The organism is Variovorax sp. 10N420, assembly GCF_056394705.1.
In genome coordinates this window covers 259,309-279,832 of record NZ_JBFTIJ010000005.1, presented here as the reverse complement: position 1 = coordinate 279,832, position 20,524 = coordinate 259,309, and the positions used below count along the sequence as shown (strand labels likewise).

At 59.6% G+C, this 20,524-nt stretch carries 17 protein-coding genes; 4 read left to right on the top strand and 13 right to left on the bottom strand.

Translation table 11 applies throughout. The features are described 5' to 3' along the window. Nucleotides 1-7: 7 nt before the first annotated feature. Both AC1DEK_RS15225 and AC1DEK_RS15220 read left to right on the top strand, forming a co-directional pair. Entirely contained in the window at nucleotides 8-1,798 is a 1,791-nt protein-coding gene (locus AC1DEK_RS15225) for a TnsD family Tn7-like transposition protein (protein WP_478126084.1), read from the top strand. Between the two features lie 14 nt (nucleotides 1,799-1,812). Next, on the top strand, nucleotides 1,813-3,444 hold the full coding sequence (locus AC1DEK_RS15220) for a TniQ family protein (RefSeq protein WP_478126083.1): 1,632 nt from the start codon (nucleotides 1,813-1,815) through the stop codon (nucleotides 3,442-3,444). 21 nt (nucleotides 3,445-3,465) lie between these two features. On the opposite strand, the gene AC1DEK_RS15215 is transcribed toward AC1DEK_RS15220, so the two are convergent. The 5 genes from AC1DEK_RS15215 to AC1DEK_RS15195 form a co-directional block, all read right to left on the bottom strand. Further along, entirely contained in the window at nucleotides 3,466-3,615 is a 150-nt protein-coding gene (locus tag AC1DEK_RS15215) for an antitoxin Xre/MbcA/ParS toxin-binding domain-containing protein (protein ID WP_478126322.1), read from the bottom strand. Between the two features lie 154 nt (nucleotides 3,616-3,769). Beyond that, a complete protein-coding gene (locus tag AC1DEK_RS15210) occupies nucleotides 3,770-4,810 on the bottom strand; it encodes a metallophosphoesterase (protein WP_478126082.1) in 1,041 nt (346 codons plus the stop codon). 9 nt (nucleotides 4,811-4,819) lie between these two features. After that, the gene (locus AC1DEK_RS15205; protein WP_478126081.1) at nucleotides 4,820-5,251 is read right to left on the bottom strand and encodes a hypothetical protein; all 432 of its coding nucleotides are present in this window, start codon (nucleotides 5,249-5,251) and stop codon (nucleotides 4,820-4,822) included. A 14-nt stretch (nucleotides 5,252-5,265) separates the two neighbouring features. Beyond that, a complete protein-coding gene (locus tag AC1DEK_RS15200) occupies nucleotides 5,266-6,501 on the bottom strand; it encodes an AAA family ATPase (RefSeq protein ID WP_478126080.1) in 1,236 nt (411 codons plus the stop codon). A 59-nt stretch (nucleotides 6,502-6,560) separates the two neighbouring features. Next, entirely contained in the window at nucleotides 6,561-7,061 is a 501-nt protein-coding gene (locus AC1DEK_RS15195; RefSeq protein ID WP_478126079.1) for a hypothetical protein, read from the bottom strand. 272 nt (nucleotides 7,062-7,333) lie between these two features. On the opposite strand from AC1DEK_RS15195, the gene AC1DEK_RS15190 reads away from it, so the two are divergent. After that, a complete protein-coding gene (locus tag AC1DEK_RS15190; protein ID WP_478126078.1) occupies nucleotides 7,334-7,645 on the top strand; it encodes a helix-turn-helix domain-containing protein in 312 nt (103 codons plus the stop codon). Between the two features lie 233 nt (nucleotides 7,646-7,878). Here the strand turns inward: AC1DEK_RS15190 and AC1DEK_RS15185 are convergent, their stop codons facing one another. From AC1DEK_RS15185 to glmS, 4 genes are all read right to left on the bottom strand, one after another. Next, nucleotides 7,879-8,454 (bottom strand): DUF7281 domain-containing protein, encoded by a 576-nt coding sequence (locus tag AC1DEK_RS15185; protein ID WP_478126077.1) that lies wholly within the window; start codon nucleotides 8,452-8,454, stop codon nucleotides 7,879-7,881. Between the two features lie 66 nt (nucleotides 8,455-8,520). Further along, nucleotides 8,521-13,068 (bottom strand): NACHT domain-containing protein, encoded by a 4,548-nt coding sequence (locus AC1DEK_RS15180; protein ID WP_478126076.1) that lies wholly within the window; start codon nucleotides 13,066-13,068, stop codon nucleotides 8,521-8,523. A 144-nt stretch (nucleotides 13,069-13,212) separates the two neighbouring features. After that, nucleotides 13,213-13,350 (bottom strand): hypothetical protein, encoded by a 138-nt coding sequence (locus tag AC1DEK_RS15175; RefSeq protein WP_478126075.1) that lies wholly within the window; start codon nucleotides 13,348-13,350, stop codon nucleotides 13,213-13,215. Between the two features lie 312 nt (nucleotides 13,351-13,662). Continuing rightward, on the bottom strand, nucleotides 13,663-15,543 hold the full coding sequence (gene glmS, locus AC1DEK_RS15170; protein WP_478126074.1) for a glutamine--fructose-6-phosphate transaminase (isomerizing): 1,881 nt from the start codon (nucleotides 15,541-15,543) through the stop codon (nucleotides 13,663-13,665). A gap of 138 nt (nucleotides 15,544-15,681) precedes the next feature. Here glmS and AC1DEK_RS15165 point away from each other — a divergent pair, with 138 nt between their 5' ends. Next, nucleotides 15,682-16,161 (top strand): Lrp/AsnC family transcriptional regulator, encoded by a 480-nt coding sequence (locus AC1DEK_RS15165; RefSeq protein ID WP_478126073.1) that lies wholly within the window; start codon nucleotides 15,682-15,684, stop codon nucleotides 16,159-16,161. 23 nt (nucleotides 16,162-16,184) lie between these two features. Here AC1DEK_RS15165 and glmU read toward each other — a convergent pair whose 3' ends face one another. The 4 genes from glmU to AC1DEK_RS15145 form a co-directional block, all read right to left on the bottom strand. After that, nucleotides 16,185-17,573 carry a bifunctional UDP-N-acetylglucosamine diphosphorylase/glucosamine-1-phosphate N-acetyltransferase GlmU gene (gene glmU / locus AC1DEK_RS15160; protein WP_478126321.1) on the bottom strand — a complete coding sequence of 463 codons (1,389 nt, stop codon included), beginning with the start codon at nucleotides 17,571-17,573 and terminating at the stop codon, nucleotides 16,185-16,187. 140 nt (nucleotides 17,574-17,713) lie between these two features. Beyond that, on the bottom strand, nucleotides 17,714-18,337 hold the full coding sequence (locus AC1DEK_RS15155) for an acyltransferase (protein WP_478126072.1): 624 nt from the start codon (nucleotides 18,335-18,337) through the stop codon (nucleotides 17,714-17,716). After that, nucleotides 18,306-19,124 carry a glycosyltransferase family 2 protein gene (locus AC1DEK_RS15150; protein WP_478126071.1) on the bottom strand — a complete coding sequence of 273 codons (819 nt, stop codon included), beginning with the start codon at nucleotides 19,122-19,124 and terminating at the stop codon, nucleotides 18,306-18,308. The genes AC1DEK_RS15155 and AC1DEK_RS15150 overlap by 32 nt, the downstream gene beginning before the upstream one ends. Then, a complete protein-coding gene (locus AC1DEK_RS15145) occupies nucleotides 19,121-20,341 on the bottom strand; it encodes an MATE family efflux transporter (protein WP_478126070.1) in 1,221 nt (406 codons plus the stop codon). The genes AC1DEK_RS15150 and AC1DEK_RS15145 overlap by 4 nt, the downstream gene beginning before the upstream one ends. Nucleotides 20,342-20,524: the final 183 nt, after the last annotated feature.

Sequence of the window (20,524 nt, the reverse complement as noted above, 5' to 3'; positions counted from 1 at the left end):
CACCGACATGTCCTCGCTCGGACCTCCCCCCTACATACCGCCGCACCTCGAAGACGAGACGCTCTACGGCTACCTCGGGCGGGTCAACGCGTATAACTGCGCCGGATCAAGTCGGCAGTTCCTGCATGAGATCTTCGGGCATTCGAAGGCCGTCTCCAGCGCCGACCTCCCGACAAGCCTTACCGCCATGGTGACCGGGCGGCCAGAAGTGAGCCCCTATCCTGGCCTTAAGGACGTCATCGAGAGGACTACCCAGTATCCGTACCACCGGCCTTTCATGCCGAGCGAGCGGTGGGCGAAGCTCCTCGATCGGGCATCGAAAGGGCCGGGGCATGAACTCAAGACCTGGATGGGCCTCGTGGCACATCGCTTCGGCGCTACTTCCACCTTCCGCTCCTGCGTCCATTGTGATCGGGAGGCCTGGGACACGGTTGGCTTTCTCTACTGGCGTCGTACCCATTTGCTACCCGGCGTGCTGATCTGCCCGATTCACCAGACGCCTCTCGTCAAGCATTTTGTGCAGAGCGAGGACAGCGCTCGCAGTGCGCTGAGGCGACTTCCTGCGGGCGGCTCGCCCATTCGCGTCCCCAGGACGGCGCTTGATCCCTTGACGAGGTTCGCCACGACCTCCCTTGATGTCCTAAGTTCGACGCCTCTCGAGTTGACGGGCGAACGCTGCACTGCGACATACCTCGCAAGATTGGAGGAAATGGGCATATGTCGGGCGCCCGGCCAAGTTCGCTGGAGGGAGCTTTCCTCATTGCTTCTGGCGTCGAACAACGACTTCAAGGGGTGGGACGTCGGCGAGCGCATCTCCCAGACGAAAGGAGGGGTCTTGGGCTGGCTGTACGGCCTCGTGCGGGACCGCGGCAGGCTGTCTCATCCCTTGACGCACATCCTGCTGATCAACAGCCTGTTTGGTTCGCTGGCCGAATATGCGCAGGCGACGCGACCGAGCAAGGCGGTCGCCCAACCCGAGAGGCCCAATGTGGGACCTCCCCCGGAAGACGCTTTGGTCAGCGACGTCAACATCAGTTGCCGCGCGCTCGCGCTTCGCCTCGGCGCCAGTGTCACCACGGTCGTGCAGCGACGCCGAGTTCTCGGGCTTCCAATCGCCGAACGCCGCAAGTCAATCACGCCAGAGCGCATTGCGCAGGCTGTTTCGATGCTTGTGTCTGGCGCCTCCGCCGCAGCGGTCGCGGGAACGACTCGCCTATCGCTCTGTTCGGTGTACCGAATCCGAGCGACGGCCGCTACAAGGCTCGTGGCGGGTTCCCAGCAGTCGCGAGCAGAACTTGCTTCGGTCTACCGTTTGCGATGGACCGCGACTGAGAGCTGTGGTGGATCCGTGCGCCAGCGTCGTGTGCTGGATGGCGCAGCATATTCTTGGCTCTATCGGAACGATCGCGAATGGCTCAGGAATCAGCGGTTTCACTCGACGTCGCTTTTGGACCAAAGAATGCGGCGGTCGCGCATCGACTGGAACAAGCGCGATCAAAGCTACTCGCGGCGCATGGCCGCTATGGCTGAGGATATCAAGTCAAGGCCGATGCGAAAGCGCGTTTCGCCATCAACGTTGATCCGCGCCACGGCGCCTGAAAGCTCCATCCGAGCGAACCTCGATCGCCTGCCCCGCTATCGAGAAGCGCTCCAGTCATGCTCGGAGACAGTCTCGCAGTTTCAGCGCTGGCGCTATACACGTACGGTCGAAGATTTGTGTGACGAGGATGGCGGCTTTTCGCAATGGAAGGCCCTCCGGCTCGCTGGACTGCGCCGCGTCCCTCCTCTTGCCGACTAGTACCGAGGTGGACCGTGCTGCCTCTACCCTACATCCCTGAACCGCGCCCCGACGAGCTGGTCGGCAATGTCCTGACGGACATCATCGACGCGAACTCATTGGGATCAAAGCACGTACTCATGAAATGGCTTGGCTTTACGCGGGCTCAACGCAACGCGCAGTTCATGGACATCAGCGTCCTAACGCCTACCTGGATCGAGTTGTCGGAAAAGCTGGGCATCAAACTGAAGGACTTGGTCGAGGCGCTGAGCACGAAGCCGTATTGGGCGTGCTTTCATACCCGCCGACGCATAACGACCGCAAAGCTGTCGAACGCAGAAATAGCAGATCTGAGGGTCCCAGAGCTGGTTTTAGTGGAACAGGCCCCTATGCGCGCAGAGCTCCAACTGTGTCCTGAATGCCTGCGAGAAGATGGTCGGCCGTCGGGCACTCCCTACGTCCACCGAAGTCACCAACTTCCCGGAACGTTCGTGTGTCACGAGCATAAGAAGAAGCTCTTCTGCCGCTGCCCAGCCTGCGACAAAGTCTTAGCTCCCAACCTCGACTTAGTCAGAATTTCCACTCGGTGCGAGTGCGGGCATGACCTGACGAAAGGGGCTTCGGTTGCGAAGACGGCGGCCCTCTACAGGCTTGCATTGTTCGAGCATGATTGCCTCTACTCCACGTACCCTCCCCGACCCGGTCGAGAAGTGATCGCCTTCATCGCGCGGACCTGCCGTGAGCGCAATGTGAGCATGCAAGCCCTTGCCGTCAACACCTTTGGCGACGATCTCAATCGGTGGCGCGGCGTTGGGCTCCGACGCACTCCTGAGCCCAGGTTACGGCTGCAATACGACGGAATGCCGGCGCTATGTGCGTGCCTGGTAGCTTTGGGGTTTGACTATGCGCATGCTCATGAAGCTATCGAGAAAGCTTCCGCGTCAATACCGCCTTCGCGCCATACGAAGGCGCTACTTCGGCCGAACAGCACCGCGGAAGCACGTGACGCTCTGGCGTCCCTGAGGAAAACTGGAGAAGTAACCTGCTGGTCGACACTGCGCCGCCGATGGCGCTTCGTTTTCTGGTGTTTGTTCCTGAATGACCATCGTGGGCTCCAGCGGGAGTTGGGTACCCCCAGAACTGCGGCGACGGCGGCACCTTCGATCAGGGAGGACCGCAAGACGATTCTCACCTCTGTGCTCTTTTCGGCGAAGTTGGAGGCCAAGGCGCGTGCGTACTACAGAGACAAGGAATGGCTTGATCGGCTCAGCCTGGAACGAAACGCTGCGCGGACCGACATGAGGGACGCCAAGCTGGTGGGGATGGTCAGGACTGCAATGGAGCGGGCGTATGCAAGTCCGCAGCGGCCTGTGAAATTCACACGTCGTCACGCCGCGTTGGCAGCAGGCATGAGCCTGGTCGGCATTTCCGACCTTGACCGTCGCCGCCGGTCGATAGACGGGCACCTTTGGGAAAGTGTTCCTCACCATTGGTGCCGCCTTCTGCTGTGGGCGCTTGGGGAAAGGCTGGCGCGAGGGGCGCGGTTATCGCCGAATCTGCTCATTGGCGAGGCCGGCGGCCTCGAAAAGAGGTTCATGCAGCGGTTTTATGCGGCGAGCATCATCTATCTGTTCGGGCCGGATGCAAGAGCGGACCGTTCTGCCTGAGCGTCGATGAATTTCAGAAGGTTAGTTATATACGCCCAGCTTGAGCCGCATCAAAAATTCCTGCACAAGGCAAGTCCCCCTTGTTGTCTGGAGAAGATCGATTGGGCGGGCGCCGCTCAGTCCCATCGCGGGCGACATCATCCATCGCCGCGCCAGCTTCCTCGAACCCATGACGCCGCGCGCCAATGCCTGGACCTGTGCGGCGGAGGGAAGGTGCGTCACGTCTTTCATCTTGCCAGCCGCCCGCTTTGCGTTCGATCGACGCCTTCCGCGCCGTCCGCCGCCGATCTAGCATAGGGCGCCGTCGCGCCTTGCGCCCCGCAGCTCATACAGGTCCTCCGTACTGGATCGCCAAGAGAATTGACCGCACCCTTTCCGTGCCACCTTCAGCCGCAAATGCGGATGGCGTTGCACCTGAGAGGAGATGATGTGGCGTCTTCAACCAAGCATGGGCGTCGACGCCGAAAACCTCGGTAGCCAGGGCCAACAAAGACGACGCGGTACTCCCCGGACGATTCCTCTCGTTCATGGGGCACTCGACCTCGACCACCAGGCCAGGATCGAATGCCTTGTTCTCGAACTCACCATGCCAGTTTAAGTACCCACGAGGGTTGCAGACGACCCGGCAGCCCTCGACTTTGTAGTCGAAGCTATCGTGGGTGTGGCCGTGCACCCAGAGGGCGGGGACCCTGAAGAACTCGGGTCGCAGTTCGTTTACGAAGCCTCCGGAAGCCCAGTCGTCTGTGAACCTAGGCGCGAGCGAACCTCGATGTGGCGCATGATGCGTCACAACGACCGTCGGCCCGTCAAACGGCTCTTCTAGCTTCGCGCGCAACCAGGATCGATGTCGGCGGTGGAGCTGCAAGGTGTCCATTGGGACCAAGCGCCTCGATCCTCTAGAGTTCGACGTGTGTGGATCATCGACACGGATGGCCGCGTAATCGGCGAGATTGCGCGAGCACTCCGCCATGGAACGGTATCGGTCCGACAGGAGACGCACCGGCTGACCTGCGAATCCGTGATCGTCAATGCGTAGCCGAAAGTCGGTCCACAGCGTACAGCCAAGGAAGCGCACGCCGGCGAGCACGACTTCGTCGCAATCGAGGAAGTGAACCCGCTGATCCCGCGCCTCAGAGCGCATGCTGATCAGTTCATGCGACAGTACCGCTTCGTAGTATTCATGGTTGCCAGCGACCTGAACGACGGGCTTGTTGCCGAAGCGTTCCGGCGCTCGCAGCCAGCGAGCAACTGCGCGGCCGGGCGCCACGATGTCGCCCGCAAGAACGGCCACGTCGTAGTCCAGGCCGGGCTGGACCTCGAAAGTCTCGAACTCAGCGTGTAGGTCGGACAAGACGAGGAGCTTCACGCTTGCACCTCAGTGAGCATGGGCGACGGCAGCAGCCAGCACTCGCCCGACATTCGAGCCGCGTTCCAGGGCGGTGCGCGGCGTCAGTCCTGCCAGAGAGTCGGCGGGGCTTTCCAGAAAATTCAGCAGCTGCCACGCGTCAGTAGTCCCAAGGGCTTCCAAGACGTCTTCAATAACGAGCCAAACCTCCGGTTGGAACTGCCAATTCGGGAGTCTGAGAGCTCCTTCACTGTCGGCGATGGCGATGCACTGCCTTCGCCGAGACCAAGACAGAACAGCCGAAGGTTCAACGTTGAGCAAGCTCGCAGCCTGATTGATCGAGAGCATGTCGGCCGCTGCCAGCCGGGCCCTTCGTACATCGGCTCCAGCTTTCAGGATGTTCTTCGTCGCCGAGGTCGCTGCATACGCACCGTCGGAGTCGCTTCGTCGTCCGGCTCTCATGTCTCCTCCCCACGTCAGTGAAGCACGACCTTCGTCGCGTCTTCGTCGAGCAAATCGGCGGGCAGATCAGAAGGTTTGAGATATCTGCGGTCATTGACGAGGGCATGTGCCACCGCGCGCTGTATCGCCTTTCGAATGCCTCGAGGTGTGAGGTGGGCGAGCCGGTATGCCAACCTTGGCTCTGGCGGGAGGAAGTCTGGTACCGATAGCTTCTCAACAGTGCGAGCCGCCACTACCTGCGCGATCTGAAGGGCGTCCTCTCCGTGGGGAAGCGGAATGTGGAACTCCGAAAACCTCGAGCGCAGCGATTCCGGAAGTTTCGTTGGGTCGTTTGAGGCGGCGATGTAGATGACCAAGCTCGCGTCGAATGTGATGTCTAGCGCGGCATCGCGGATGGTCGTCGCTGTAAGCGGCTCGAGCAAGGAATGCAGCGGTTTCAGCGGGTCATACGTTGAATTCGCCGGAGCCTTGTCGAGCTCATCGATCAGGAAAACAGGATTCGCGAATCTCCCCAGCACGATCTCTTCGAATACCGCGCCAGGACATGCGGTACTCCAATGCCGCTCCGTGCCAAGCAGCAAAGAAGTCGTTTGGGCGTTCTCCATGGACTGCCGCCGTAGCGGCGCACCAAGTGCGATTGCCAGGTCGTTGGCATAGTGAGACTTGCCGATCCCCGGCGGCCCCCACAGATGCAGCGGAGGGATTGAAAGCGGCCCTTTGCTGCTCATCGCCAGCGCTACATGCTCGAAGACGAAGTCAGTGACGTGCAGAAAGTGTGGATGGGACGCGCGCAAGCCTTCCACCGATCGAGCCCATCGATCCGGACAACGATTTGGACTTGCGACTTGCCTGAGGGCGCCCAACGACTTCACCTTCTCCATCAATTCAAGCTCGCGCTTGTGCTCGTCCTTGTTCCGGACGGTTGCCGTCTTGTCAAGCACACGTAGAACCTCTTCGGCTTTCAGTACCGGATGAAGCCGCTTCCGATCGCGACGCGCCACACCTCGCTCGAACCGCTTGATGAAAGAGACTCGGTCCTCGGGTCCTGTCGGCAAATGGGCGGGCGGCGCCGCGGGAGCCCTGGAAACGTCGCGTCCGGCCAGCAGACGTGCCATGGCCGCAGTGTTCCTTTCTTCCTCGCGGGCCCGCGCCAACAGCTGACGTTCCTCGACCAAGCGCCACTGCAGCGCTATGGGAAGCAAAATTTCTGCTCCCTGATACGAGTCCTGAGAAGCTTCGGTGCGGTACATGGCGTAGCCCTCCGGCTCGTCGGAGTTGGTGCCTGGAGCAATCCTTCGACGATACGTGTTCACGACGGCCGGGCCTCCCACTCGATCGCCTGCCGCCAAAAGCCTTCAAGCCCTTCATCGCGGTCGCGCCCAAGAGCGCTTGGCTCATGCAAGCTGCACAGCGTGAGCTCAGTTCCAAAATAGGAGGCTGCTTCGGCACGGCCGCCGCAGACCATGCAGGCGGTGCTTGTCATGCGCTCGGCTTCAAGGACAACCCGATCGACCTCGGGCGTTAGATCAGCGGCAATATCGTAGGCCGCGAACATCATGGCTCGGCGCGTATCGCCTTCGAGGTTGACAGCGAGCGATCGAAACTCGCCCAACACGTACAAGAAGAGTCCGCAGCCCTGGTCGGCTCGAAGTTGGACCCAGCGAAAGCCAAGTTTTCCGGGAGGTAGGAGCCGGTCGATCTGCTCGCACGCGCGGCCCAGGATTGGCGTCCAGCCGCGATAGAAGGTCAGGCCAGCGTGGTCACCTTCGAACATGTACGGAAAGCGCGCTTTCAAGAGAGCACCGTTCATGCTGGTCACTCCGTCGGGGCGCGCGCACGATCGCCCTGTCTACGGCCATCTGCAAGTTCAGCCGTCCTAGGCATCCAGCCAGCCATTCGCGTCGTCCGCTAGCCCGGCTTGTATCTTATACGCTGGTGCCTAAAAGCTCAAGCCTAGTTGGTAACACATCGGTCGTTTCAATGCACCGCAGCCCGAAGCGCTTCCAAGAATTCGTACGGCTCCATGCATTTTGAACCCGATAGGCTGGTGCGCAAAAACGCGCAAGAGGCGAGATTCGTCTCATGCGTTCCGACCAAGATCCGGCCTTGCTCCGGGCGTTTGCAGCAGAGCTCAAGGCTCGAAGGCTGGCGCTCGGACTCAGTCAGGACCGGTTCGCGCTTCTGGCCGAAATTCATCGCACTTTTGTGACAAAGGTCGAGCGGGGGATTGCGATGCCTTCTCTATCTAGCGTCTTTCGCATCGCCGAGGGCCTCGAGGTCGATCCGGCCGTGCTGATTACGGCCGTTTCGAAGAGGTACAGGAAGGAACTTCGACATACCGCGCGAGTTGTCGAGTCGAGCGCGTCCAAGAAAGTTAGTTCGGTCGTCAAGTAGGACAGCTTGTTCGCTGGTCGAAGCGGTCCCCCGGAACGGCATGTGGCACGTGGCACTCTCATTCGGAACGGGCAACATTGGTAAGCAAGTCATTAGGACGTCTTTTCATTCGCACCAGGACTTCGTTACGAACAAACCATTTATGCAGAGGTTGCGTGTGCAGCTTCGCCACGTTGAGAAAACTATGGACGCTCAACAGTGATGGGGCGAGCAGACTCGACGGACTGTCCAAACTACGCGCGATGCATTGCTTCCTGCGCTACTGCACTGGCAAGGGATTTCATAAACGCCCACCTTTCGCTGATCAACGGCTCGCTCGTTGCGTCCAGGGCGGCGCCATACACACTCACTTGGCGGTCGTACAGCCGCCGCCCATGAGGGGATTCGCACGCTGCACCCAGCCATGCTTGATCCGGGAGCACAAAGCCCTTGAACCTGGTCGATGGAATTGCCTTGGCCATCATGAGTCCCGCTGGATCGAAGTCGAAGAACCCGACCACTGGCTCGCTTCTAGCTAGAACGAGATGCGCGGCATGCTGATTCGGGTTTTCGGGGTCACCTCGGTAGACAACCAAGGTGTCGGCCGCGTCCCATTGGATCCATCGATACGCTTGAACCTGCTTGAAGGTCTCGAAGTTTTCGACCAGCATGATCCGATCGCAGGAGATCGCGCAGGCTTGATCGGGGGTCGTCACCATGTGAGTTCCGTCCGGGGTATAGACGGACCGCCCATCCAGCTTGCAGTCGCCGATGCAGCGAATGGCGACCGACCTCGCGCGCGGCGAAACGCTGAAGGCCTTTTCGGACATCCCGCCAAATACCGCAGCATCTGCACGGCTGGCTGCGTTGCCGAGGCTGGCCAGGTGAGAGGAAGCCTATAAGCGCTCTGCGGCTCTTAGCCAATCGTTAACGCCAGCGACTCCAAGACGCAGAAATGCATCCTGAACAGCGACGGTTCTTCCGAGCATTACGCCGCCATCTAACTCTTCCTGTTCTTCCGCCAGTGCGAAGATCCTTGTTAGAAGCTGAGTAAAGTTATTCGCGTGGTCGTAAACAGGCACCCGACGAGACTCCGCGTAAGTAACGTAGTACTCCGCTGCTCCGAGCGCGGCTTCCGGGTCCACGGTCGCAATCGAGTTCAGCCAGCCATCGAACCCATAGATGTCTCTTTCATGAGTGTCACTGCTGCCAAGCAACTCAAAGAAACGTTGAACCAATCGTGAAGGCAGCATAACTGGCGGCGTCGGCTCATGGAAAACTCGACGTAACTTTCTCGCGACGCTCTGCGCGATTGGATCGGACGAGCTAAGACCAACTTCGATAGCGCTTACGCACGGGGCCGCGTGTGCATGCAGGTTTCCGCCGTGCGTCCAAACGCTGGCCGCGCCACTCCACGCTTCCACATCGCCCTTTGCATTCAAATCATCAATAACCTGAACAAGGGGCGTCCGTTCGGAAAGCGCTGCTAGCGCAGATATTCTTCCCCAAGTCTTCAGGTCTCTTCCACTCCCCTCGCGGTACAGCTTCTTCAGCCAAGAAGTAACAACGTCGAAGCGTTGGAAGTAGGCGTAGTAGAGGCATGTTTCGGCGACCGGCCAAAGTCCCGTCGTATCGCCTGCCATGGCTAGCGCAAACATCTCCCACCCGATCTCCGGATGATGGCTTTGAAGGCGAGGGAGGAGTCTGAGGACCACGGCTCGAATCGGCAGACTCTCGTGCGCGGCAAGTCTCCGAAGCGCGGGCCCAAGCGTGTCAGGCCACTGCAAATTGGTTCCACGAAGCTGACTGGGGAGAGTCATAAGAGCTTCTGCGATGTGGCCCTGCATCATGTTGATGCCTCGACTCACTAGATCGACATTGTCGCCGCGTACTGAACTCTCCTCGCCCAAGGATGCGAAACCCAGTGAGAGGAACACGACACGCCCGGCGTCACTGATGCTTTGAACTGCATGCGCGCACCCCTGAAGCGCGGACGATGCCGCGCGGTTTTTATACCAGTGCGCGGGATGCCGCTCTAGCTCATCCAAGACTCGACTCGCAACCTCGCTCCCAGTCGACTCATCATCAGGCATCCAATCCTGGTTCGGTTGGAGATTGCCAAACCGACGGTTCAAATAGTCTGCCACTCCCTCCAAGAGGTCATCGCAAAAATCATTCGAGAGAACGGCCCAGTGCTCGCTCAGAAGCGCCAGGAATCGAGTCGGTCGCCGCGACGCCGCCTCACGCAATTGAACCCCGACCTCCCGCGCCCCTCCCGACAGAAAATCATCAAAGGAACTTCGAGCAACGTGACCGGCGTAGTGCGACAACAATTCGAGTACTGCGAGGTCACCGCTATCAAGAAATACTTGGAACGTGAATGGCGGCCTTACAAACCCCCCTCGCCCTAATATCGCCGGTGCACGCACGAATGGAAAACACTTCTTCTCAACCTCTTCAAGCACGGCCGTCGCAGCCTCCGACCGAAGGTAGCAGGGAATCGCTTTGATCAATTGCGCCTGTTGCAAGACGATCCAAGGTCGCTCATCGGAGGAATCTGAATTCATCAGCAAGATGAATTCCTGAATTCGATCCTGCGCGCTAGCGTCAAGTAGCGCATAGCTGGCATTCAAGAGCGTGCCGAGATCGTATGCGAGTTCCGACTCGAGTGACTCCTTGTCACTCAGCATTCTCGAGATGATGTCCAAGTTCAACGAAAAATTCTCAATGCATGCAACGATTGCAAGGTAGCGAAGACCGCCATCGTGGCTAAAACACAGCCGTGCGCGGTTCGACCTCCACCAATTGCTGTGAGAGCGGGCATGGGAACAAATGGATGCCTCCACCGCATCAAATAGGATGCGTACGCCGTCTCTATGGTGAAAATCTTGCTCTTGGCGAGAGTCCATGTACGAGGTGTCCCTGAGGAATCCGCTCCACAAACCACGCTCTGATGGGTCGTACCGCTTGAGATCGCTCCAACGCTCAAAAGATGCCAGCACCAGATCCATCAGCACGTCCGATCGCCGCATGCAGCGCGCCAGGAAGTCGTCACCGTCTTTTCCAAACTCGTGAGGTTGACAGCGGAGATGCTGCCCCAACTGGTAGCCTCGAACGTCCGCCTCGCTGAGGCCTTCCGCGATATACCGCCAGAGCAGCGCGTCTTCAATGGCGCCCGCATCGATACATCGAGCGAGTGCGCGACCAAGTGTCGAATGCTCCTGTCGAGGCAAATTCATCAACGAGAGGACCAATGGAGCCGCGGCTGGAGCGCTTGCAGAACTGAGGTCCCGCAATGCGAACTCCAGATTTCGTGACATCTGATTCTTGTCCGACCAATCCAGAGCCATTGCTTCTGCCCAAAACCCGAAGACTGATGCAGGCGCAACATCCTTCCACTGTGCGATCAGATTCACGTGCATCGAAAGTCCTGCAGCGTCGCGCTCAGCTTTCAGATGCGGTATTAGCTGATTGAGCCAAAAATCGTGCCATTCCAATCGGACTGCCTGAGTGTAAATAACCTGAAAAACGTCACGAAAGTTATTTCTCAGGTCTCTGAGAAGGAGCCAGTCGCCAGGGTCCGGGAGCAGTTCCGCGAAGGTTTCGGCAACAAGTCGACGAACATGAAACGGTAGGCTTCCGGACAGTACCGTACGAAGTTGCTTTCTTAATTCGCGGCGATCCCCACTGAGCAGTTGTCGAATGAAGCTACGAATGCTCGGTCGTACAAAGGGGACTGGCGGGAGATCGCGAATAAATGCGTCTAGTGTTAGACCGCGACGCATAGCCCCACTGACTATTAAGACGTCTAGTAACGTTTGATGTCCGAACGCAAGCATGCCGAGATCGGTTTCGATCAAAATGTTGCTGCTAAGAAGCCTTCGTAGCATTTCGATCGAGCCTGTGAATCGCTGTCTCGGCACGGCTACGCTGCGCGAATTGTGCATTTCTTTAGCGATGTCCTCGACGACACGAATCGCAGCGCCACCAATGCCGCTCTCGCCTTCGAGCACTGAGGCTAGGTAGTTCATCGCTAGCGATTGGCTAGTAACTTCGTTTGACGCTCCCCTTCTTGCAGCCAAGTCGAGGAAAAGGGCCAGCTCTCTGGGATTCTTGACAAGCTCACGAGTCGTAGAATCTATTGACGCAGGGTCTATAGACTGCTCCGCGAGCAGTGGAGCGATCTGGCTACTCCAATCCAGCGGATAGCACTCAATGATTTTGTCCCAGTTTCTTTGGGCGATCCTTCGGTCGTAGTGACGATCAAACTCGCGACATGCGACAATGACCGAAACATTGGGCACAAGCAGAACGCGATCGATCTGGGCCAAAAAGTATGTTAGGACGCTGTGCTCGCGCGCGATCGAAAGCACGTCAAGCGATTCGACAAGAACCGCTACATGGACGGTTTCGGCCATTCGCGCTACGTCCTCTACCCACCGCTTCGACAAGCCTTGCGCCTCGCGCTCAATTACAGTCGTTATATCTGCGAATTCGCGAGTTTGAATAAATAGAGGAAGGATGTCGCGTTCAGTTCTTGCGCGCTCCTCGAGCGCCTCTTGAAGTTCGAGCATGACGCACGTTTTTCCCGCGCCAGGTTGACCCGTCAGTAGGATCGAGCGGTGCTTGGCATCGATAGCAGCGATTAGTGCTTCAACAGCCGAATTTAGGAGACGGGTGTTGCCAATTTCTCTGCGCCACGCCCGGCCGATCGCAGATGTTCCTTCGAACGATTCTCGGACCTGATCAACGTCGATTGATCCGCTTAGCAGCGCACCCGAGCGCTCCAAGAGGGCGACAAGCTCCCCTTTTCTCAGCCGATGCTGGACGTTGACAACCTGGTCGTCCGCACTCATGCGCATCCCGAGATGATCCAGATGCGTCCAGATCGCGTCATAGGCGGCGGAAGAGTTGTTGACTAGACGGCGCAGCCTTTCGTGCAGCAGCAACTGCATTCGATCAAGCTGCTCGGTGGTGACGAAATCCGTGCGTCGCAGAAACTCGAATGGAGAAAAGTGTGAGAGGTTTTGACGAAGCTTTGCATCGATGACCCGTGTGCCTTGACCAAGGGAAGCCTGATAGGTTGCTTCGTCAGGGAAGGTAAGAATGAACTCCCTTAGGTGCGCAAGCTCGCCAAAAGGACTACGTGAGTAGAAGCGGACCAGCGAATTCGGCTCCTGAGCAAGCAGACTGTCTGCCTTTCTTAGCTCTTCAGCGAGATCGCCGACGGTCCATGATTGGAATCCCACCTGATTCTTCTTGCATTGACAGCAGATCCTCGTGCCGTCGGATTTGCCGATCACAACATCGTCTACAGGCAGGGCTGCCGAGTCAACTTCAATCCACTCATAGCTCGGATCCGAAAGGATGGTCAGCGCCCAGTCGAATGCCACCAATGTTTGATAGCCGTCGCCTCGATTTGATTGAATGCCCGCCTTGCTCATTGGCCAGATTGTCTAGCCAAAAAACGAACTCCCCGACATGAGCACGCGGTCGAACGTGAATAACGATCGCGATCAGACCGACCACAACGCCCCACAAAGCGTTCAGGCAGGGGGCCTCGCTCCTTCGAAAAGCTGAATCCTCCTTCACGCAGCAGGCACTTCGAGAAGACCGCTTGAGGAAGGATTTTTGCCATTCGGATCGTAGAGCGCTTCCAGCTTGGAAGGCGGAGTGACGCCGGGCGTGGCGCCGATGACCTGCGCGACCCTGACCAACTTCGCCATTCCTAGGCCTTATGCGGAAACGCAGCGCACGACGGCCTACGTTCTATTGAGCACTCTCGGGAGTGAGCGACAGCTTGCCCGTTCGACGTGGACCTGCAATCGCGCTTCGAATGTCGGTACTAGGTCAGACGTCGAAGGTGCACGCCGCCACGACGCACACTCCCAATGCTGCGCTCAGTCCTGGTGAAAGGCGAAAATTTATAGCCGAAAATATCCACAACGCATATTTTTAGCAAATCCGACCCCGTCCCCTCGAAGAAAATATCCACAACCTTAGCAAATCGAGGGTGATTGCCCCCCCCCCGAGCCCCATCACTCCACAGTCACGCTCTTCGCCAGATTCCTCGGCTTGTCCACATCCGTCCCCCGGGCGCAAGCCGTGTGATACGCGAGCAACTGCAGCGGCACCACGTGCAGCAGCGGCGACAACGCGCCGTAGTGCTCGGGCATGCGGATCACGTGGAGTCCTTCGCCGCTTTCAATGCGCGTGTCGCCGTCGGCCAGCACATAGAGCACGCCGCCGCGCGCGCGCACTTCCTGCAAATTGCTCTTGAGCTTCTCCAGCAGTGCGTCGTTGGGTGCGACGGTGACGACGGGCATCTCGCTGGTGACCAGCGCGAGGGGGCCATGCTTGAGCTCGCCGGCCGCATACGCCTCCGCATGGATGTAGGTCACTTCCTTGAGCTTGAGCGCGCCTTCGAGCGCAATCGGGTAGTGCAGTCCGCGCCCGAGGAACAGCGCGTTTTCCTTTCGCGCGAAGTCCTCGGCCCAGCTGATGATCTGCGGCTCCAGCGCGAGCACCGACTGCAGTGCGACCGGCAGATGCCGCATTTCCTTCAAGTAGCGCGCTTCATCGGCATCGGACAATCGGCCCTTGGCTTGCGCGAGCGCCAGCGTGAGCAGAAAGAGCCCCGCCAGCTGCGTCGTGAAGGCCTTGGTCGAAGCCACGCCGATCTCCACCCCGGCGCGCGTGATGTAGGCCAGCTTGCATTCGCGCACCATCGCGCTGGTCGCGACATTGCAGACGGTGAGCGTCTGCGTCATGCCCAATGAACGCGCGTGCTTCAATGCGGCCAGCGTGTCGGCCGTCTCGCCGGACTGGCTGATGGTGACGACCAGCGTCTTCGGATCGGGCACGGAGTCGCGGTAGCGGTATTCGCTCGCGATTTCGACCTGGGTCGGGATCTTGGCAATGCCTTCGAGCCAGTACTTTGCCGTGCAGCCGCTGTAATAGCTGGTGCCGCAGGCCAGGATGAGGACCTTGTCGATGTCCTTGAAGACTCGCCATGCAGCGGCGCCGGGCTCGCCATCGACGGCAGCGCCGTCAAAGAGTTCGGGCACGACGCCTTCCACACCCTCGAGCGTGTCGGCAATGGCGCGCGGCTGCTCGAAGATTTCCTTTTGCATGTAATGGCGATAGGGCCCGAGTTCGGCCGCGCCGCTGTGCGCCTGAACTGTGCGCACAAGGCGATTCACCGGCTTGTGCGTGCGGTCGACGATCCAGTACTTGCCGGGCTGGATGTCGACCACGTCGCCCTCTTCGAGGTACACGATCTGGTCCGTCACTCCGGCGAGTGCCATCGCATCGCTCGCGAGAAAGTTTTCGCCCTCCTCTGCGCCCACTCCGAGGATCAGCGGCGACCCGGCACGCGCGCCGACGACACGGTGCGGTTCGTCGCGGGAGATCACGGCAATCGCATAAGCGCCGTGCAGCTCCTTGACGCTGGCCTTCACAGCTTCGAAGAGATCGCCGTCGTAGTGGCTGTCCACGAGATGCGCGATGACTTCGGTGTCCGTCTGGCTCGCGAATGCATAGCCTTTGGCTTGCAACGCCGCGCGCAGCGCTTCATGGTTCTCGATGATGCCGTTGTGCACGATCGCGATGCGACCCGGCCGCGCTGCCTCGGCGTCCGCGCCGGGGCCATGGCTGAAATGAGGGTGCGCGTTGTGGACCGCCGGCGCACCGTGGGTCGCCCAGCGCGTGTGGGCGATGCCGGTGGTGCCTTCGATGCGATCGGTCTTCACCTGGGTCAACAGGTCGGCCACGCGCGAGGTCGTGCGAGCGCGCTGCAGTCCGCCGGCATACACGGCCACACCGCAGGAGTCATAGCCGCGGTATTCGAGACGCTGCAGGCCTTGCACGAGGACGGGAACGATGTCGCGACCGGAAACAGCGCCGACGATGCCACACATGGGTTGCTCCTGAATAGATTGGTACGGAGCGATCCTATGTTTCACGGCATGAAATTTGTGATCTTCTTTTAGGCGAAAATTGACAAGCGATTTCACTTGCTCAAATATTCGATCTAATATTTCAGAAACGGCTGAATAATGAAATTTTCAGACCTCGACAGCATCGATCTGCGCCTTCTGGATGCGCTCCAACGAGACGCTTCCCAGAGCAATCAGTCGCTGGCCGAGCGCTTCAGCATCTCTCCGCCGACGTGCCTGCGTCGCGTGCGGCGCCTGCGCGAGGCGGGTTGGATCGAAAGTCAGGTCGCGATCCTCAATGCCGAGCAGGTCGGGCCGCTCCTCACCGCGGTGGTGGAGATCTCGCTGGATCGGCAGGATGCGTCGGCGCTCGATGCTTTCGAGCAGCGGGTTGTAGCCGACGAAACCGTCCAACAGTGCTACCGCGTTTCGCCGGGACCGGACTTTGTATTGGTCGTCACTGTGCGCGACATGCCGGGCTATCAGGCACTGGCGCAGAGGCTCTTCACGAGCGACGCCAACGTGCGCAACGTGAAGGCGTTTTTCAGCGTCAAGCGCGCCAAGTTCGCGCCGCGGTTGCCTCTGCCCGGCCTCACATAGGCCGTCACGCCGTTCTGCCGGCTTCAGTTCTTGGGCGCCTTCTGCGGACGCGCCCAGTTCGCGAAGCTCACCTGCCGCGCACGCGAGATCGACAACGCACCGGGATCCGTGCTCTTGGTGATGGTCGAACCGCCGCCGATCGTGCCGCCCGCGCCGATGGTGACGGGCGCGACCAGCACGCAGTTGCTGCCGACGTGCACGTCGTCACCGATCAGTGTGCGGTGCTTGTTGGCGCCGTCGTAGTTGGCGGTGATGCTCCCGGCGCCGTAGTTGACGCGTTGGCCCACGGTGGCATCCCCCAGATAGGCGAGGTGATTGGCCTTCGCTCCGGCGGCGAGCGTCGAATTCTTGACTTCGACGAAGTTGCCGATGTGCACCTCGGCACCCAGGCGCGTTCCCGGGCGCAAACGCGCGAATGGTCCCACCAGCGAGCCCGCGCCCACCGTCACGCCAGCCTTGTCGCCGTCGATGTGCGTAAAGGGATGGATCACCGAGCCCGTCTCGATGCGCGCATTGGCGATGACGCAGTTGGCGCCGATGCGCACGCCGGCTCCGAGCGACACGGCCCCTTCGAACACGCAGTTGACGTCGATTTCGACATCCGCTTCGCACGCGAGCGTGCCGCGCAGATCAAATCGCGCCGGATCGGCCAGGCGAACCCCCTGCGCCATCAGTGCATCGGCCTGGCGCAATTGATAGGCGCGCTCCAGCGACGCCAGCTGCGCCGGGCTGTTCACGCCGGCCACTTGCAAGGCATCGTCGGTGCGGTGTGCAACCACCGGAACACCGTCCACAGTGGCAAAGCCGACGACGTCCGTCAGGTAGTACTCGCCTTGCGCGTTCTTGTTGTCGAGCCGCGTGAGCCAGCTTCGGAGGAGCCGGGCCGGCACAGCCATGACGCCGGTGTAGACCTCCGTGATGGCACGCTGGGCTTCGCTGGCGTCTTTCTCCTCGACGATGGCGAGCACTTCACCCTCGCCCTCCTCTTGAGCCGGCGCGCGCACGATGCGGCCATAGCCGGTCGGCTTGTCCACCTGGATGGTGAGCAGCGCGAGCCGCCTCCCGGCGCTTTCGGCCACCAGCGCTCGCAAGGTCGATTCGCCGATGAGCGGCACGTCGCCGGAAAGCACGACCACGGTGCCGTCGTCCGGCAGAAGCGGCATCGCCTGCTGCATCGCGTGGCCGGTGCCAAGTTGCGGAACCTGCCGCGCGAAAAGCGGCGCCACGCCCGGCACTGCGCCGTCCATCGCCGACTCGACGTCGGCCGCACCATGTCCGGTGACCACGACGATGTTGCGTGCGCCGACGCGCGCCGCCGTGTCGATCACGTGCGCGACGAGCGACCGGCCGCCCAGTTTGTGCAAGACCTTGGGCAGGCTGCTCTTCATGCGCGTGCCTTTGCCGGCGGCCATGATGACGATGTCGAGCGCCGATGCGGCGTATTGCGAGGAGGTTTCCGAGGAAGTTTGCAACGAGGTCTGCGACGAGGTCTGCAAAGAGGATTGCGATTCAGACATGCGATGGGAGCGATTCGGATCGCTCAGGAAGCTGTTCAGTGGAAAAGCCGTCGATAGTCGAGCTGATAGGTCAACTCGACCTCGCGACTGCCGATCGGGCGGGCGGGAATGCCGCCCACGACCGCATTTTCAGGCACGTCGGCGGTCACGACCGAACCTGCTGCGACCACCGACCCACGCCCGAGATGCACGCCCGGCAAGATGATTGCGCGTGCGCCGATCCACACGTAGTCATCAATCACTACCGGCAGGTCGATGCCTGCGAAAGTGGGCGACTGCACATCGTGCGTGGCCGTGAGGATCATGACCTCGGAGCTGATGGAGACATTGCTCCCGATGGTCAGGCCGGCGCGGTTGTCCAGCCGGCACTTTTCATTGACGACCGAATTCGGCCCGATCCACAGTTGGCCGCGCGTGTCGAAAGTCGTCCCCATGAGGAGGCTTGTTCCGGGCTGGATTTCAAAAGCCATGACGCGCGCGTACCAGGCATGCCGCAAGAAGTGCGAGGGGATTCTATTGATCCAGTGATTGGTCAAATAGATCAAAAACTCCATGCCGACAGCTCTTATTTTTCCTGCGATCATCATGCCCCGATATTCACGGTCTTTTTTTTCAAATACATGCCGGTCAGGATGCAGCCGTTTTTCGACGATTCGCAAATGGGCGAAGAATGAATCGCTGGTAAAAAAATGGAATGGTGAGCATGAAAGGCCGCGTCAGCAATCGGCTATAAAACCGGCGCTGGTCACTGAGCCCGCCCATTTTCCAGTTGTCGTTTGAAAAGTAGGCAGTCCATAGCCGCTCGGATTCCTCGTGAGCGACGTGTTGCAGCGTCGCAGATTTGGCCTCGGCATGGCAGCGAAAGCCGCCGATGAAATCCGGGATCATGTGAAATTTGGCGCCTGCAAGATAAAGCCGGCTGAACCAGTCGAGGTCCATCGCAAAGCGCAAGGACGCATTGAGCTCTTCGGACATCGCATTGGCGCGCCAAAAGGCGGTTTCGCTCGCAACGTTGTAGCCATGTTCGGCAGGATTGAAGACTCGCCCGCACACCCAGCCGATCACGTGCGATTCGGCATTCAGCATCAAACGGTCGCCATGCACCACGCCGACTTCCGGGTTCTCGTCGAAAACGCGCAGCACCTTCTTCAAGGCGCCCCGCAGATACACGTCGTCGCTGTTCAGCCAGCCGACGATGTCCGCCTTTGCATGCTTCAAGCCCTTGTTGATGGCGTCCGTCTGTCCGCCATCTCGCTCCGAGACCCAGAAATCGATGCGGCTGGAATACTTCTTGAGCACATCGACCGTCTCGTCGGTGCTGCCGCCGTCCATCACGATGAGCTGCAGCCCGTCAATGTCCTGGTTGAAGATTGAAAGCAGCGTTTCCTCGATGTATTTCCCTTGGTTGTACGAAGGGACGACGATGCTTATTCTCGGCTTATTCATGGCGTTGAACATTCCAATTCAGGTTCCGGCTCCGGCTCTTTCTTCAAATCGGGCCATTTGAGGAACAGCAGGACATATTGATACACGAAATGGGCGGCGCACGTCACGATGTTGAACCAGAGAATCATAGGAAGCGTGCCTGCCCCGAATCTCCATAAAAATGCGCATTGCAACAAGATCACGAATATGACGGCGTATGCCTGCTTTTCGGTAAATCCGCGCACCGCCAGCGTCATGAAGGCAAAGCCGGCGCCATTCATGAGAATGGTCGAAAGAAAAAGCATCCAGACATAGGGTACCATGTTCTGATATTTTGCCCCGAGTAAAATAATCCAATATTGCGGCAAAAAGACCGCCGTCACCAGCAAAAGGAACAAGGCACCCAGATAAGCGAGGTGCACCTTTGCAATCAACGAAACGAGCCGCTTCCCGGCAGGCGCCCGCGCAATGACCGGGAAGAGAAGAATAGCCCCGACCCTGTCGACGATTGCCAGTGCAAGCGCCAACCTTCCGAAGGCGCCGATCTCGGCCACTGTGGTCGCGGTGCCGAAAAGCGAAGCCAGGAAGATCGTGATCGCGCCCTGCACCTGGAAGAAGATGGCCGACGGAATCAGTGGAACGACGATCTTGAGGATCTGGCCGTCGATCTGCTTTTCTTCCGTCGCGCTCAGCCGCGTTTCCTCGATCTTCCTCGCCTTGAACTCCCGTCGATAAAGAACGATGGCAAACAACTCCGAAACCACCGTGGCGCACAAGAGAAATGCAATCGAATAAGGCGTCAGCGGCAGCAGCAGAACGGCGCCGACCATGAGGAACCGCGATGCGGTCACGAAGAAGGTGATGCGGCTGATCGCCGACACCTGCCCAAGGATCACGAGCACGGTCCCGGCAAAGCTGCCGCGCAGCGACGCCAGCACCGACGCGACCACCATCAGCGCCGCCCAGGCATAGGCCCACAGCAGCCACTGGTGCTGAATGAAGGTGTAGATGCCATATGGAATGACGACCGCGAAGCTCACGATGAGCATCAGCGTTCGGCGACGAAAGACCTGTCCGCACACACCCATCACCCAGTGCACTTCGGAGCTTCGCTGGCCGACGATCGGCAGCGGGCATTTGGACAACCCGAGATCGGTGATGCCCATGATCAACTGCAGGCAGGTGATGAGGAAGGTGTACACCGCGTACTGGTCCTTGGGCATCACGTTGACGATCAAGAGCCCGGTGATGCCGGCGACCCCAACGCTGAAAGACTCGACGCCGCTCACCATGACGATCTGGCGCAGCCGGGAGAGCAGGTTCATTGGTGCGTGCGGTGGAAGGGGTTCTGGATGGGAACCTGACGATACGCGATAAAAACAACGATCCGACAGCGATACGGCAACGATGGCAATGCGCCG